The sequence below is a fragment of the Bradyrhizobium tunisiense genome (assembly GCF_042263385.1).
GTDB lineage: Bacteria > Pseudomonadota > Alphaproteobacteria > Rhizobiales > Xanthobacteraceae > Bradyrhizobium > Bradyrhizobium tunisiense.
In genome coordinates this window covers 1387450-1400548 of the sequence record NZ_JBHLEV010000001.1, presented here as the reverse complement: position 1 = coordinate 1400548, position 13099 = coordinate 1387450, and the positions used below count along the sequence as shown (strand labels likewise).

Sequence of the window (13099 nt, the reverse complement as noted above, 5' to 3'; positions counted from 1 at the left end):
AGCATGCTGGATATTCTCACGACCGCCGAGCCCGCGCCCGCTGAACGAACGGGCCGCGAGCAGCTTCACGCCGTCAGGCATCTTCGGCGCCTGGAGGCGGAGAGCATCCATATCCTCCGGGAGACCGCGGCCGAATTCCGCAAGCCGGTCATGCTGTACTCGATTGGCAAAGACTCCTCGGTGCTCCTGCACCTGGCGATGAAGGCATTTCATCCAGGCAAGCCGCCGTTTTCGCTGCTGCACGTCGACACGACCTGGAAGTTCCGCGAGATGATCGAATTTCGCGACCGCCGCGCGCGTGACTCGGCATCGATCTGATCGTCCATATCAACAAGGACGGACTGAGCCAGGGCATCGACCCCTTCACGCACGGCTCGGCGCGCTACACCGACGTCATGAAGACGCAGGCGTTGCGGCAGGCGCTCGACCTTCACGGCTTTGACGCCGCGATCGGCGGAGCACGGCGCGACGAGGAGAAGTCACGCGCCAAGGAGCGCATATTCTCGCACCGAAGCGCGGCGCATCGCTGGGATCCGAGGAACCAGCGGCCCGAGCTGTGGAGCCTGTACAACACGATGCTCGCGCCCGGCGAGAGCATGCGGGTGTTTCCGCTGTCGAACTGGACAGAGCTCGACGTCTGGGACTACATCCTGCTCGAGGACATCCCGATTGTTCCGCTCTATCTGGCGGCTTCGCGCCCGGTGGTCGAGCGCGATGGCGCGCTGATCATGGTGGACGACGAACGGATGCCGCTGCGTGCGGGCGAAGAGCCGCTGTGGCGTTCGGTCAGATTTCGTACCCTGGGCTGCTATCCGCTCAGCGGCGCCACGGTCTCGACGGCGGCAACCCTGCCCGAGATCGTCCGGGAGATGACGGCCTCGCGCACCTCCGAACGGCAAGGACGCATGATCGACCGGGACAGTCCGGCATCAATGGAGCGCAAGAAAGCGGAAGGCTACTTCTGATGTCCTATCACGAGGCCCCCACGATCGCCGCCTCCGATGTGCTGCGGTTGGATCAGGATGATCGTCCGACGCTGCGTTTCGTCACCTGCGGCAGCGTCGACGACGGCAAGAGCACGCTGGTCGGCCGGCTGCTGTACGATTCCAAGACGCTGCTCGACGATCAGCTCGACGCGCTGGCGTCCGAGAGCAAGACCGTCGGCACGACTGGCGGCGATTTCGATTTCGCGCTGCTGGTCGACGGCTTGCAGGCGGAGCGTGAGCAGGGCATCACCATCGACGTCGCCTACCGCTTCTTTGCCACCAGGCTGCGCCGCTTCATCGTCGCCGACACGCCGGGACATGCGCAATATACCCGCAACATGGCGACCGGCGCATCCAACGCCGATCTCGCCGTGGTGCTGGTCGACGCCCGCAAGGGCGTGATTACGCAGACGCGACGCCATAGCCACATCCTGTCTCTGCTCGGCATTCACCACGTCGTGCTCGCCGTGAACAAGATGGACCTGATCGGATTCGACGGGGACCGCTTTGCGGCCATCACCGCCGAATATCTCACCATGGCCGGACAGCTCGGAATCTCGCAGGTCCGGTGCATCCCGGTCGTGGCGCCCGACGGCGACAACATCGTGACAGTGAGCGCGCGGATGCCCTGGTACACGGGGCCGACCGTCACCGCGTACCTGGAATCGGTCGACGTGGCCGGCGACGTCTCGCAGCGGCCGTTCCGGCTGCCGGTGCAATGGGTCAACCGGCCGAACGCGGAGTTTCGCGGCTTCTGCGGGAGGATCGCCAGCGGAACGATTGAGATAGGCGAGCCCATTGCGGTGCAGCCCTCGGGCCGTCAGACGCGCGTCGCACGCATTCTCACGCCCGGCGGCGAGCGCGATCGGGCTGCTGCGGGCGAATCGGTCACGCTCACATTGACCGACGAGATCGACGTCAGTCGCGGCGACGTGCTGACGGCGGGACCCGCGCCGCTGGTCTCGGATCAGCTCGCCGCCCATCTCGTCTGGTTCGATGACGAAGCCATGGTCGCGGGCCGGCGCTATTTGCTCAAATGCGGCGCGGCCTCGACCGGCGCGGTCATCACGACGCTCAAGCACCGCATCGCCATCGACACCATGGCGCATGAAGACGCCGCTACGCTCGACGCCAACCAGATCGGTTACGCCCATCTCAGCCTCGACCGACCGCTGGTATTCGAGGCCTATCGCGACGACCGCGACATGGGCAGCTTCATTCTCGTCGATCCGATCAGCCACCGCACCGCCGCAGCAGGCATGATCGACCTTTCACTCCGCCGCGCCACCAACATCCATTGGCAGCGGCTGGCCGTCGACAAATCCGTGCGGGCGCGGCTGAAGCAGCAGCGGCCCTGCGTGCTCTGGTTCACGGGGCTCAGCGGCGCCGGCAAATCGACGATCGCCGATCTCGTTGACCGCAGGTTTGCCGAACTCGGACGTCATGCGGCGCTGCTCGACGGCGACAATCTTCGTCACGGCATCAACCGCGACCTCGGCTTCTCCAACACGGACAGGGCGGAGAACGTCCGGCGCACTGCTGAGATCGCGGCGCTGTTCGTCGATGCCGGCATGATCGCGCTGGTCGCGCTGATCTCGCCGTTCCGCAGTGAACGCGAGCTGGCGCGCCAGCGAGTCGAAGCGGGCGAGTTCATCGAGATCCATGTCGCGACCCCGCTCGTCGAATGCGAGCGCCGCGATCCCAAGGGACTCTATCGCAAGGCAAGGGCCGGTGAATTAGCGGCATTCACCGGCATCGACGATCCCTATGAGGCGCCCCAGGCCCCGGAGATCACCATCGACACCTCGGAGCTGTCGACCGACGCCGCTTGCGAGCGCATCATGCGCTATCTCAGGGACAATCGCTATCTGTAGCGGCCGGGACAGGCACGATCCGCCGTAACCACGGAGGCCTCAGAAATCGGAGGCGATGCCCTTGCGCTCCCAGTCGCCGTAGCGGGTAGGCTCCGGACCCTTCGGCCCCTGCAACTCCTTGGCCCTGGCCTCATCCTTGGCCTGGGCGGCGGCAGCCTGCCGGCGTGCCTCGGCTTCGGCCAGCGCGCGTTGGGCGGCCGGCGTGAGCTGCTTGCGGTCGGAAACGGGCGGCTGGTCACTCATCGCCCGGCTTTCTAGCGCAGGACGACCTGCAACGCGACGTCCAATAACGCATTCCTGAAATCAGCCCGGGAAGGGCTGAAAAAGCCGGAAGCGATTCTTACATTTGGCATATTCGCGTGCCAGAGATCGAGTTCTCAAGGCATGCGCCCATTGCGGCGGAACTGCCGCTTGCTCAGAACCTTGCTTCCGCATGCCATCTCAACGTTTCGCCCCTCCATCCGAAGTGCCCGGTCTTGCGGCGCGACGGATTGCCGCCGATATCGTCGACGGCGTGCTGCACAAGCACCGTACCCTTGACGATCAACTCGACGGCAGCGGCGCCCATCCCGGACTGAAGACGCTGGCCGACCGCGACCGCGCACTGATGCGGCGCCTGGTCGCCACCGTGCTGCGCCGGCTCGGTACGCTCGGCCATGTGCTGTCCCGCCTGCTCGACAAGGGCATTCCCTCCGAGGCGCCGCGCGCGCAGAGCGCGCTGCTGATCGGTGCGGCGCAAATTCTCTGGATGGACGTGCCCGATCATGCGGCCGTCGACCTCTCCGTTCGCCTGGTGCAATCCGACCGGCGCGCCGCGCGCTATGCCGGCCTCGTCAATGCCGTGCTGCGCCGCTGCGCGCGCGAGGGCAAGGCGCTGGTCGAGGAAGTTACCGCGCAATCGCTGGACCTACCGCCATGGCTGCTTGCGCGTTGGAGCGCGCATTATGGCGAGGCGACCGCACGAGACATGGCGCTGGCGCTTGGGCACGAGCCTTCGCTCGATCTCACCGTGAAATCGGATGCCGCGCAATGGGCGAGCCGCCTCCATGGCGAGACGCTGCCGACCGGGACGGTGCGGATGCTGCTGCACGGCTCGGTGACCATGCTCCCCGGCTTCGCCGAAGGACAATGGTGGGTGCAGGATGCCGCCGCCGCGCTGCCGGCCCGGCTGTTCGGCGACATCAACGGCAAATCCATCGCCGATCTCTGCGCCGCTCCGGGCGGCAAGACCGCGCAGCTGGCGCTATCGGGTGCGCATGTCACGGCGCTCGACCGCTCGCCGGCCCGGGTGGCGCGGCTGCGCGAAAACCTGACGCGGTTGTCGCTCCAGGCCGAGACTGTCGTCGCTGACGCCGTGGAATGGGCCGGCCCCCCCGAGGGCTTCGACGGTATCTTGGTCGATGCGCCCTGCACCTCGACCGGCACGATCCGCCGTCATCCCGACGTGGCCTGGTTGCGGCAGGAATCCGATGTCACCGCCATGACTGCGCTCCAGCAGCGGCTGCTTCGAAAATCGGTGTCGCTGCTCAAGCCGGGCGGGACGCTGGTCTATTGCACCTGCTCGCTGGAACCGGAGGAAGGCGAGCAGGCCGTAGCGACGCTGCTGGCCGCCGAGCCTGCACTTCGCCGCGTCCCGATCGAGGCGTCAGAGGTCGCGGGCCTCGACGAAATCATCACCGGCGAAGGCGACCTGCGCACTTTGCCCAGCCATCTGCCGAACGCCGATCCCAAGCTCGGCGGGCTCGACGGATTTTTCGCGGCCCGGCTCGTTAAATCCTGATTTTGCACCGGATTTTGCGACCACGACGCTGATTCTCACACGTTCAAGGTGGTGTCCGACGCCCGATTTTGGGATTAATAGGGATTCGTCGGAATCCTCTCCCCCTTCAAGGCAAGGCGTGTCAGTCGCTCAACGCAGACGTATCTCGACGCTGGTCATGAACCGCTTCGCGCGGAACATGCTCGCGCGCGCGAGCGGCGGTTCCGTTGCGCTGTCGCGGGTCTGGCCCGGCCGCACCGACCGGCTGATCATCGCGCCGCACGATTTGCGCACCGCGGATGCGACTCGCGCTGCGGAGATCTATGCCGGCCGTTTCGTCTTTGCCGGCAAGATCGTCAATTGCCACGGCCGCTCGATCTTCGATCTCGAGCCGCCGTCGGAGGACTGGGAGGTCGCGCTGCTCGGCTTCGGCTGGCTGCGCCATTTGCGCGCCGCCGACACAGCGCTGACACGGGCGAATGCGCGCGCGCTGATCGAAGACTGGATCGCCAACCCCGCCAACAAGCGTCGCCCGGTCGCGCGCCGTGCCGACGTGCTCGCCCGGCGCGTGATCTCGCTGCTGTCGCAGGCGCCGCTGGTGCTCAACGAGACCGACAACAAATTCTACCGCCGCTATCTGCGCGCTCTCGCCCGCGAGATCCGCTTCCTGCGCTACACCATGGTCAACATTCCGGACGGGGTGCCGAAACTCCAAGTGCTGATCGCGCTGTGCTATGCGGCCTTGTGCCTCGCCAACCAGGCGAGCCACATCCGCAACGCGTCGAAGAAGCTTTCGGACGAATTGCAGCGGCAGATCCTGCCCGACGGCGGACACATCTCCCGCAACCCGGGCGCGCTGATCGAACTCTTGATCGACTTGCTGCCGCTCCGGCAGACCTTTGCCGCGCGCAACATCGCGCCACCGCCGGCACTGCTCAACGCGATCGACCGCATGATGCCGATGCTGCGTTTCTTCCGGCATGGCGACGGAAATTTCGCGCTGTTCAACGGCATGAGCGCAACGTCCTCGGACCTGCTCGCGACGCTTCTCGCCTATGACGATACCCACGGCGTGCCGATGGCGAACATGCCGCATACCGGCTTTCAGCGCCTCGATGCCGGACAGACCACTGTGATCATCGACACCGGCCCGCCGCCGCCGGCCGGCGTCAGTCACGACGCCCATGCCGGCTGCCTGTCGTTCGAACTGTCTTCCGGCATCAGCCGCATCGTGACTAATTGCGGCATGCCGACCACGGGCCGCGACAATTGGCGGCCGTTCGCACGCGGCACGGCGGCGCATTCGACGCTGACCTATCATGGCGCCTCGTCATGCCAGTTCGTCGAGATGTCGGCGATGAAGCGGCTCCTGCACGGCTCGCCGGTGACGAGCGGCCCCGTTGAGGTCGAGAGCTACCGCGAGATCGTGCAAAACGGCACGCTGCTCACGACCTCGCATGACGGCTATCTCGCCAAATTCGGCGCGATCCATCGCCGCGTGCTGATGATCGCCAATGACGGGGCGCGCATCGACGGCGAGGACACGCTGTCGCCGCCGCAGGGCGGACGCTTCAAGGGCGCGGATGCCGATTTCGCGCTGCGCTTCCATCTGCATCCGGCGGTGAAGGCGAGCCGGCTTTCGGATGCGCGCGGCGTCATGCTGGTGCTGCCGAACCGCGACGTCTGGACCTTCGAGGCGCTCGACGACAAGGTCGACCTCGAGGACAGCGTGTTCCTGGCCGGCAATGACGGCCCGCGCCGCACCGCCCAGATCGTGATCCGGCAGGACGCGCGGCAGGCGCCCTCGATCCGCTGGAGTTTTGTGCGTTCCACCGCGTCGCCTGCCGTCACCAATGCCCGAAGAAACGCGCGGCGGGAGCCGGAACTACCGCTGTAGACGCGTGTCTGCCAGTCCTGTCTGGCGTTGTGAAACCGGCCGGAAACTGCTATCGAGCCCTCGCTCGCGCGACTGGCGACCTTGGATGGAGCACCATCGGGAAGCGCGAGATATATCTGCCGCGCGCCTGGGCATAGACACTCCCTGAACAGAGGATCTTGCTCATGACTGACCATCCCCGCCGCGTCACCCGCGCCCTGCTTTCCGTTTCCGACAAGACCGGCCTGATCGAGTTCGCCAAGGCGCTTGCCGCGCATGATGTCGAGCTGGTCTCGACCGGCGGCACGGCCAAGGCGATCGCTGCGGCCGGCCTCGAGGTGAAGGACGTTTCCGACCTCACCGGCTTTCCCGAGATGATGGACGGCCGCGTCAAGACGCTGCATCCGAAGGTGCATGGCGGCCTGCTCGCGATCCGCGACAACAAGGAGCATGCGGAGGCGATGAAAGCGCACGGCATCGCGCCGATCGATCTCCTCGTCGTCAACCTCTATCCGTTCGAGGCGACCGTCGACAAAGGCGCCGGCTTCGAGGATTGCATCGAGAACATCGACATCGGCGGCCCCGCGATGATCCGCGCCGCTGCCAAGAACCATGACGACGTCGCGGTCGTGGTCGAGGCCGAAGACTACAAGGCTGTGCTCGACGAGCTCGCAGCCAACGACGGCGCGACCACGCTGAAGCTGCGCCGGCGGCTTGCGGCAAAGGCCTATGCGCGCACTGGCGCTTACGATGCCGCGATCTCGAACTGGTTCAACCGCCAGCTCGACATCGACGCGCCCGACTTCCGCGCCTTCGGCGGCCGTCTGATCCAATCGCTGCGCTACGGCGAGAACCCGCACCAGACCGCGGCATTCTATGCGACGCCGGACAAGCGCCCGGGCGTTTCGACCGCGCGCCAGCTCCAGGGCAAGGAACTCTCCTACAACAACATCAACGACACCGACGCGGCCTATGAGTGCATCGGCGAGTTCGACGCCAAGCGCACCGCGGCCTGCGTCATCGTCAAGCACGCCAATCCCTGCGGCGTCGCGGAGGGCTCCGACCTCGTCAGCGCCTATCGCAAGGCACTGGCCTGCGATTCCACCTCGGCGTTCGGCGGCATCATCGCGATGAACCGCGCGCTCGACGCCGATACCGCGCGCGAGATCACAAAGATCTTCACCGAGGTGATCATTGCGCCCGATGCCAGCGAGGAGGCGATCGCCATCATCGGCGGCAAGAAGAACCTGCGCCTGCTGCTCGCCGGCAGCCTGCCCGATCCCCGCGCGCCGGGCCTCACCGCCAAGACCGTTGCCGGCGGCCTGCTCGTGCAGAGCCGCGACAATGCCGTGGTCGACGACATGACCTTCAAGGTCGTGACCAAGCGTGCACCGACCGATGCCGAAATGCGCGACCTGAAGTTTGCGTTCCGCGTCGCCAAGCACGTCAAGTCCAACACCATCATCTACGCCAGGGATCTCGCCACCGTCGGCATCGGCGCTGGCCAGATGAGCCGGGTGGATTCAGCGCGGATCGCGGCGCGCAAGGCGCAGGATGCGGCGAGCGAGCTGAAACTCGCCGAGCCGCTGACCAAGGGCTCGGTGGTGGCCTCGGATGCGTTCTTCCCGTTCGCCGACGGCATGCTCGCCTGCATCGAGGCCGGCGCCACCGCCGTGGTGCAGCCCGGCGGCTCCATGCGCGACGACGAGGTGATCAAGGCCGCCGACGAGCACGGCATCGCCATGGTGTTCACGGGCACGCGGCACTTCAGGCATTGAGCGCGCCGTCATTCCGGGGCGCGCCACTTGGCGCGAGCCCGGAATGACAGCAAATTGCGGACTACTCCCGCACCCGCATCAACAGTCCCAGCCCCGTGACGAAGAACACCACCAGCACGGCCATGCCGGCCTTCTGACTTGCGGTCACCGCGGTGATCACGCCGATGAGAAGCGGTCCGATGAAGGACGTCACTTTCCCGGTCAGCGCGAACAGGCCGAAATACTGGGCGATGCGGTCTTTCGGTGCGAGGCGGATGAGCAGCGTGCGTGAGGCCGCCTGGAGTGGACCACCGGCCGCGCCGATGAGGCAGCCCAGCACCAGATAGGCTCGCTCGGCCACGCTCGAGAACAAGGGAGCGCCGGCTTGCGGCGGCGCGACCTTGACGAACAACACGCTGTCCTTGTCGACCAGCAGGATCGCCGCCACCGACAGCAGCAGGACCAGCAGGCTGCCGGCGATGACACGCTTCGGCCCGAGCCGATCGTCCAGCTTGCCGCCGAGCCAGGCGCCGAGAGCGCCGGCGATCGCGAGCATGATGCCGAAGGTGCCGATCTGGATCGTGTGCCAGCCGAACGTGCCCGCAGCATAGATGCCGCCGAAGGCGAACAGCGACACCAGACCGTCGGTGTAGATCATGTTGGCGAGCAGGAAGGCCGCGAGCGATTTCTGCTGCGGCAACCCCCTGATCGATCGCTTCAGCTGCGATAGTCCTTCGCGCAGCGCCTCGCCCAGCGGACGCTTGGCCGGATAGTCCGGTGTGAACAGGAACATGGGCGTCACGAAGATTACGAACCACAGCCCGGTCAGCGGCCCGACGATGCGATCGCCCTCACGGCTGACCGGATCGAGCCCGAACAACGGCGAGAGACCCAGCAACGTACGGCCGGTCTCGGGATTGGCGGCGAGGAGACCGAGCACGATGATCAAGCTGACGATGCCACCGACATAGCCTGTCGCCCAACCGGTGCCGGAGAGCCGTCCGATCCGCTCCGGCGGCACCAGCGTCGGCATCATCGCGTTGTTGAAGAGCGTGGCGAATTCCGCACCGACGCTGGCAAGCGCGACCGCGGTGAGGAGCAGCGGAATGATCGCGACATCGCCGGGCTTGCCGATCCACAGCGTGCAGGACGCCAGCACCAGCACCAGGCCGAAACCTGCGATCCAGGGTTTCCGGCGGCCCGAAGCATCGGCGATGGCTCCGAGCAACGGCGACAACAACGCGATGGCAAGGCCCGCGGCCGCCATCGCAAAGCCCCACAAGGACTGGCCGGTGGCGGGATTTGGCGCGATGGCGGTCGCGAAGTAGGGTGCGAACACGAAGGTCGTGATCAGCGTAAAATAGGGCTGCACGGCCCAGTCGAAGAATATCCAGCTGACGACGGCAGCGCGCGGCGGATAGGTCCGCGGCGCGCCCGCCATACACGCGTCCGGGGCGATCGTCGTCATCACGCGGTCCTCATCACGAACAGTTTTGCCTGTCTTGGGGCAAACCGTATAGCATTGCGGTGGCGGGTGTGAACTGGTCCCAAGTCACGACGGATATTCTGATGATGTCCTCTTATTCGACACGGCGGACATTTTTGGCCGTCATCGCCACGCTTTCGCTCGGCCTTGCTCCCGCGACGGCACAGGATGCGCGGCGGGGCTATGTCGCGCCCGCGCGCGACACGGTGCGGGCCGTCGCCGCCGAACATGGCATGGTGGTTGCGCAGGAGAGGCTATCTGCGCAGATCGGTGCCGACATCCTGCGCAGCGGCGGCAATGCGATCGATGCCGCGGTCGCGACGGGCTTTGCGATGGCCGTGACCTATCCGCGCGCCGGCAATATCGGCGGCGGCGGCTTCATGGTGATCCATTCCGCGGACCGCAATGAAGACATCACGATCGACTATCGCGAGACCGCGCCAGCTGCGACCACGCCGCAGATATTCCTCGGACCCGACGGCAAGCCGGACGTAGCCAAATCACGGGATTCCGCACTTGGAATCGGCGTGCCCGGCACTGTCGCAGGTCTTGCTCTGGCATTGGAGAAATACGGCTCAGGCCAGTTCACGCTAGCCCAGTTGCTCGCGCCTGCGATTGCGCTCGCCCGCGATGGCTTCGTCGTCAGCGACGACATGGCCGATACGCTGCCGGGCTGGCACCGGCGGCTGGCACGCTGGCCTTCTTCGGCCAAAATCTTTTCGCGGCCCGATGGCACGCCGATCGGTGAAGGCGACCGGCTGGTGCAGGGCGATCTCGCTGAAACGCTGTCAGCCGTCGCCGCACGGGGGCCACGCGGCTTCTACGAGGGGCCGGTCGCGGAAAAGCTCGCCAAGGCCGTGACTGATGCCGGCGGCATCATGACGCCGGCCGACCTGAAATCGTATCAGGCGGTGATCCGCGCGCCGGTGCGCGGCAGCTATCGCGGCTACGACATCGTGTCGATGCCGCTGCCCTCCTCCGGCGGCGTGGTGCTGGTGGAAACGCTCAATATCCTCGAAGGCTTCCAACTCGCCGATCTGAAGCAGGGCTCGCCGGCATCGCTGCACCTTTTGATCGAAGCCATGAAGCGCGCCTATGCGGACCGTGCGCGCCATCTCGGCGATCCCGCCTTCGTCAAAGCACCGATCGAGACGCTGATCGCGAAGGACTACGCCGTCAAGCTGCGCGCGGGCATCTCCGCGGATCGCGCCACGCCCTCGAAGGAGCTGGTTTCGGCGGTCTCGTCCCAGCGCGAGGGCAGCAACACCACCCATTTCTCCGTCGTCGACGGCCGTGGCAACGCCGTCAGCAACACCTATACGCTGAACTTCAGTTATGGCGTCGGCCTGGTCGCAGACGGCACCGGCGTGCTGCTCAACAACGAGCTCGACGACTTCACCGCGGCGGTCGGCGCTTCCAATGCCTATGGCCTCGTCGGCTTCGAGGCCAATCTGCCGGGACCCGGCAAGCGGCCGCTGTCGTCGATGTCACCGACCATCGTGCTGAGGGACGGCAAGCCGGTGCTGGTGACGGGCTCGCCCGGCGGCAGCCGCATCATCTCGACGGTGCTGCAGGTGATCGTGAACGTCCTCGACTACAAGATGGACGTGGCCGCCGCCGTCGCAACGCCACGGCTGCATCACCAATGGCTGCCGGACGAGGTACGTGTCGAGAGTGGCTTCCCCAGCGATGTCCTGGGCGAACTGAAGGCGATGGGCCACCTCATCGTCGAGCCGATGGGGCAGACATCGGCCAACTCGATCCTCGTGACGCCGAACGGGCCGCTCGGCGCGCCCGATCTGCGCACGCGCGGCGCGGAGGCAGCGGGGCAGTAGGCGGGACATTTGCATGGACGGAATGACGGGCGAGCGGCTTACCGCCCCACCTGATATGGCCCGCCCTTTTCCAGCGCTCTGGCGTAAGCCGGCCGCGCGTGAATGCGCTCCAGGAATGCCATCGCTTTGGGATGGCCCTGCTCGAGCCCGCCGCGCGCTTGCGCGGCTTCCAGCGGAAAGCTCATCTGGATGTCGGCCGCGGTAAATTCGTTGCCGGCGAACCACTCGCTCTTCGCAAGCTCGCCTTCCCAGTAATCCATGTGCTGCTTGAGCTGCGGGTTGACCAGCGTGGTCAGGGCCGTGTTCGAGACCTTGCGCACCAGCGGACGGAGCAACGCGGGAGCGCGCTTCGGCATCAGCGTGAACAGCAGCTTCAGCAGCAATGGCTGCATCGCGGACCCTTCGGCATAATGCAGCCAATAGGTGAAGCGCAGCCGCTCGGACGTGTTCGGTGGCGGGATCAGACGGCCGTTGCCGTAGGTCGCGATGAGATATTCGATGATCGCGCCTGACTCGGCGATGGTATTGCCGTTGTCGGTGATGACGGGCGACTTGCCGAGCGGATGGATGGCGCGCAGCTCCGTCGGCGCGCGCATGTCCGCCTGGCGCTGATAGCGCACGATTTCATAGGGCACGCCCAACTCTTCGAGCAGCCACAGCACACGCTGCGAGCGGGAATTGTTGAGGTGGTGAACGGTCAACATCGGTGAGGTCCCCAGGGAAGCGTGGTGGCTCTAGGCGCGGTCGGTCCGCCGCGCCGTTCGTGCCAGCCCGGGAACGCAATGTCGAGCCATCGCCACGGATATTTTCACCCGGGTATATTGACCTTCTAAATATACCCGGATATTAAAACGCCCAGCTTCGTCAATTTGGCAATGATTCCAATGCAGAAGATGTTCACCGCTTTCCAAGGCCCGCGCCGTCTGGTGTCCGGGCCGGCCGGAGAGGTCGCGCTGGTCGTCAAGCGCGTGGCCTCACGGCCGGACGAGCCCATCATCATCTTCGAGGACGGCACGGGCCGATCGATCGACTTCGATCTGCGTGGCGGCGATCGCGAAGTGCTGGCGCGGCTCGCGAAGCTCGTCCCGCCCCCGGTCGAGGAGAGCATGCCACCGAGCGAGCCGCGCGGACGCGGCCGGCCCAAGCTCGGCGTGGTCGCGCGCGAGGTGACGTTGCTGCCGCGGCATTGGGAATGGCTCGGTGCGCAGCCAGGCGGCGCCTCGGTCGCGTTGCGCAAGCTCGTCGACGAGGCGAGGCGCGCCAGCGGCGACAAGGATCGCGAGCGGCAGGCGCGCGAGGCCGCCTATCATTTCATGTCGACCATGGCGGGTAATCTGCCGCAATTCGAGGAAGCTTCGCGGGCGCTGTTCGCGGACGACCGGCGGCGCTTCACCAGACTGATCGCGGACTGGCCGACCGATATCCGCGACCACATCGTCAAGCTCGCCTACAGCGACCGCGCCTAGGCGCGTCTCCGCAAAATCCCATCGACGGCCGAGCCGCGCATCGCGCGGCAACGGCTTCGC

At 66.1% G+C, this 13099-nt stretch carries 9 protein-coding genes, 1 pseudogene and 1 riboswitch; of the genes and pseudogenes, 7 read left to right on the top strand and 3 right to left on the bottom strand.

From position 1 onward, the window contains the following. The first annotated feature begins 3 nt into the window (after nucleotides 1-3). Both cysD and cysC read left to right on the top strand, forming a co-directional pair. Nucleotides 4-965: pseudogene (cysD, locus tag ACFDR6_RS06565) on the top strand (sulfate adenylyltransferase subunit CysD). After that, complete coding sequence (gene cysC, locus ACFDR6_RS06560; protein ID WP_375857789.1) at nucleotides 965-2860, top strand: adenylyl-sulfate kinase; 1896 nt, start codon at nucleotides 965-967, stop codon at nucleotides 2858-2860. Before cysD ends, cysC begins: the two are co-directional and overlap by 1 nt. A 39-nt stretch (nucleotides 2861-2899) precedes the next feature. On the opposite strand, the gene ACFDR6_RS06555 is transcribed toward cysC, so the two are convergent. After that, nucleotides 2900-3103 (bottom strand): DUF1674 domain-containing protein, encoded by a 204-nt coding sequence (locus tag ACFDR6_RS06555; RefSeq protein ID WP_212082606.1) that lies wholly within the window; start codon nucleotides 3101-3103, stop codon nucleotides 2900-2902. Nucleotides 3104-3293: 190 nt separating this feature from the next. Between ACFDR6_RS06555 and ACFDR6_RS06550 the strand changes: the two genes are divergently transcribed. The 3 genes from ACFDR6_RS06550 (at nucleotide 3294) to purH (ending at nucleotide 8273) form a co-directional block, all read left to right on the top strand. Next, nucleotides 3294-4640 carry an RsmB/NOP family class I SAM-dependent RNA methyltransferase gene (locus ACFDR6_RS06550; RefSeq protein ID WP_212082608.1) on the top strand — a complete coding sequence of 449 codons (1347 nt, stop codon included), beginning with the start codon at nucleotides 3294-3296 and terminating at the stop codon, nucleotides 4638-4640. Between the two features lie 157 nt (nucleotides 4641-4797). Continuing rightward, complete coding sequence (locus ACFDR6_RS06545; protein WP_317241806.1) at nucleotides 4798-6516, top strand: heparinase II/III family protein; 1719 nt, start codon at nucleotides 4798-4800, stop codon at nucleotides 6514-6516. 58 nt (nucleotides 6517-6574) lie between these two features. Next, nucleotides 6575-6656: riboswitch (ZMP/ZTP riboswitch) on the top strand. 24 nt (nucleotides 6657-6680) lie between these two features. After that, complete coding sequence (gene purH / locus ACFDR6_RS06540) at nucleotides 6681-8273, top strand: bifunctional phosphoribosylaminoimidazolecarboxamide formyltransferase/IMP cyclohydrolase (RefSeq protein WP_375857788.1); 1593 nt, start codon at nucleotides 6681-6683, stop codon at nucleotides 8271-8273. A 61-nt stretch (nucleotides 8274-8334) separates the two neighbouring features. On the opposite strand, the gene ACFDR6_RS06535 is transcribed toward purH, so the two are convergent. Next, nucleotides 8335-9720, bottom strand: coding sequence for an MFS transporter (locus ACFDR6_RS06535; RefSeq protein WP_375857787.1), 1386 nt, complete (start codon nucleotides 9718-9720; stop codon nucleotides 8335-8337). Between the two features lie 101 nt (nucleotides 9721-9821). Here ACFDR6_RS06535 and ggt point away from each other — a divergent pair, with 101 nt between their 5' ends. Next, on the top strand, nucleotides 9822-11573 hold the full coding sequence (gene ggt / locus ACFDR6_RS06530; RefSeq protein WP_375857786.1) for a gamma-glutamyltransferase: 1752 nt from the start codon (nucleotides 9822-9824) through the stop codon (nucleotides 11571-11573). A 38-nt stretch (nucleotides 11574-11611) separates the two neighbouring features. On the opposite strand, the gene ACFDR6_RS06525 is transcribed toward ggt, so the two are convergent. After that, complete coding sequence (locus ACFDR6_RS06525) at nucleotides 11612-12277, bottom strand: glutathione S-transferase family protein (protein ID WP_375857785.1); 666 nt, start codon at nucleotides 12275-12277, stop codon at nucleotides 11612-11614. A 180-nt stretch (nucleotides 12278-12457) separates the two neighbouring features. Between ACFDR6_RS06525 and ACFDR6_RS06520 the strand changes: the two genes are divergently transcribed. After that, complete coding sequence (locus ACFDR6_RS06520; protein WP_375857784.1) at nucleotides 12458-13039, top strand: DUF2239 family protein; 582 nt, start codon at nucleotides 12458-12460, stop codon at nucleotides 13037-13039. The last annotated feature ends 60 nt before the right edge of the window (nucleotides 13040-13099 follow it).

Excerpts from the sequence above, each read along its gene's own strand:
- cysC (WP_375857789.1), top strand. The coding sequence starts at position 965 with ATGTCCTATCACGAGGCCCCCACGATCGCCGCCTCCGATGTGCTGCGG.
- ACFDR6_RS06555 (WP_212082606.1), bottom strand. The coding sequence starts at position 3,103 with ATGAGTGACCAGCCGCCCGTTTCCGACCGCAAGCAGCTCACGCCGGCC.
- ACFDR6_RS06550 (WP_212082608.1), top strand. The coding sequence starts at position 3,294 with ATGCCATCTCAACGTTTCGCCCCTCCATCCGAAGTGCCCGGTCTTGCG.
- ACFDR6_RS06545 (WP_317241806.1), top strand. The coding sequence starts at position 4,798 with ATGAACCGCTTCGCGCGGAACATGCTCGCGCGCGCGAGCGGCGGTTCC.
- purH (WP_375857788.1), top strand. The coding sequence starts at position 6,681 with ATGACTGACCATCCCCGCCGCGTCACCCGCGCCCTGCTTTCCGTTTCC.
- ACFDR6_RS06535 (WP_375857787.1), bottom strand. The coding sequence starts at position 9,720 with ATGACGACGATCGCCCCGGACGCGTGTATGGCGGGCGCGCCGCGGACC.
- ggt (WP_375857786.1), top strand. The coding sequence starts at position 9,822 with ATGATGTCCTCTTATTCGACACGGCGGACATTTTTGGCCGTCATCGCC.
- ACFDR6_RS06525 (WP_375857785.1), bottom strand. The coding sequence starts at position 12,277 with ATGTTGACCGTTCACCACCTCAACAATTCCCGCTCGCAGCGTGTGCTG.
- ACFDR6_RS06520 (WP_375857784.1), top strand. The coding sequence starts at position 12,458 with ATGCAGAAGATGTTCACCGCTTTCCAAGGCCCGCGCCGTCTGGTGTCC.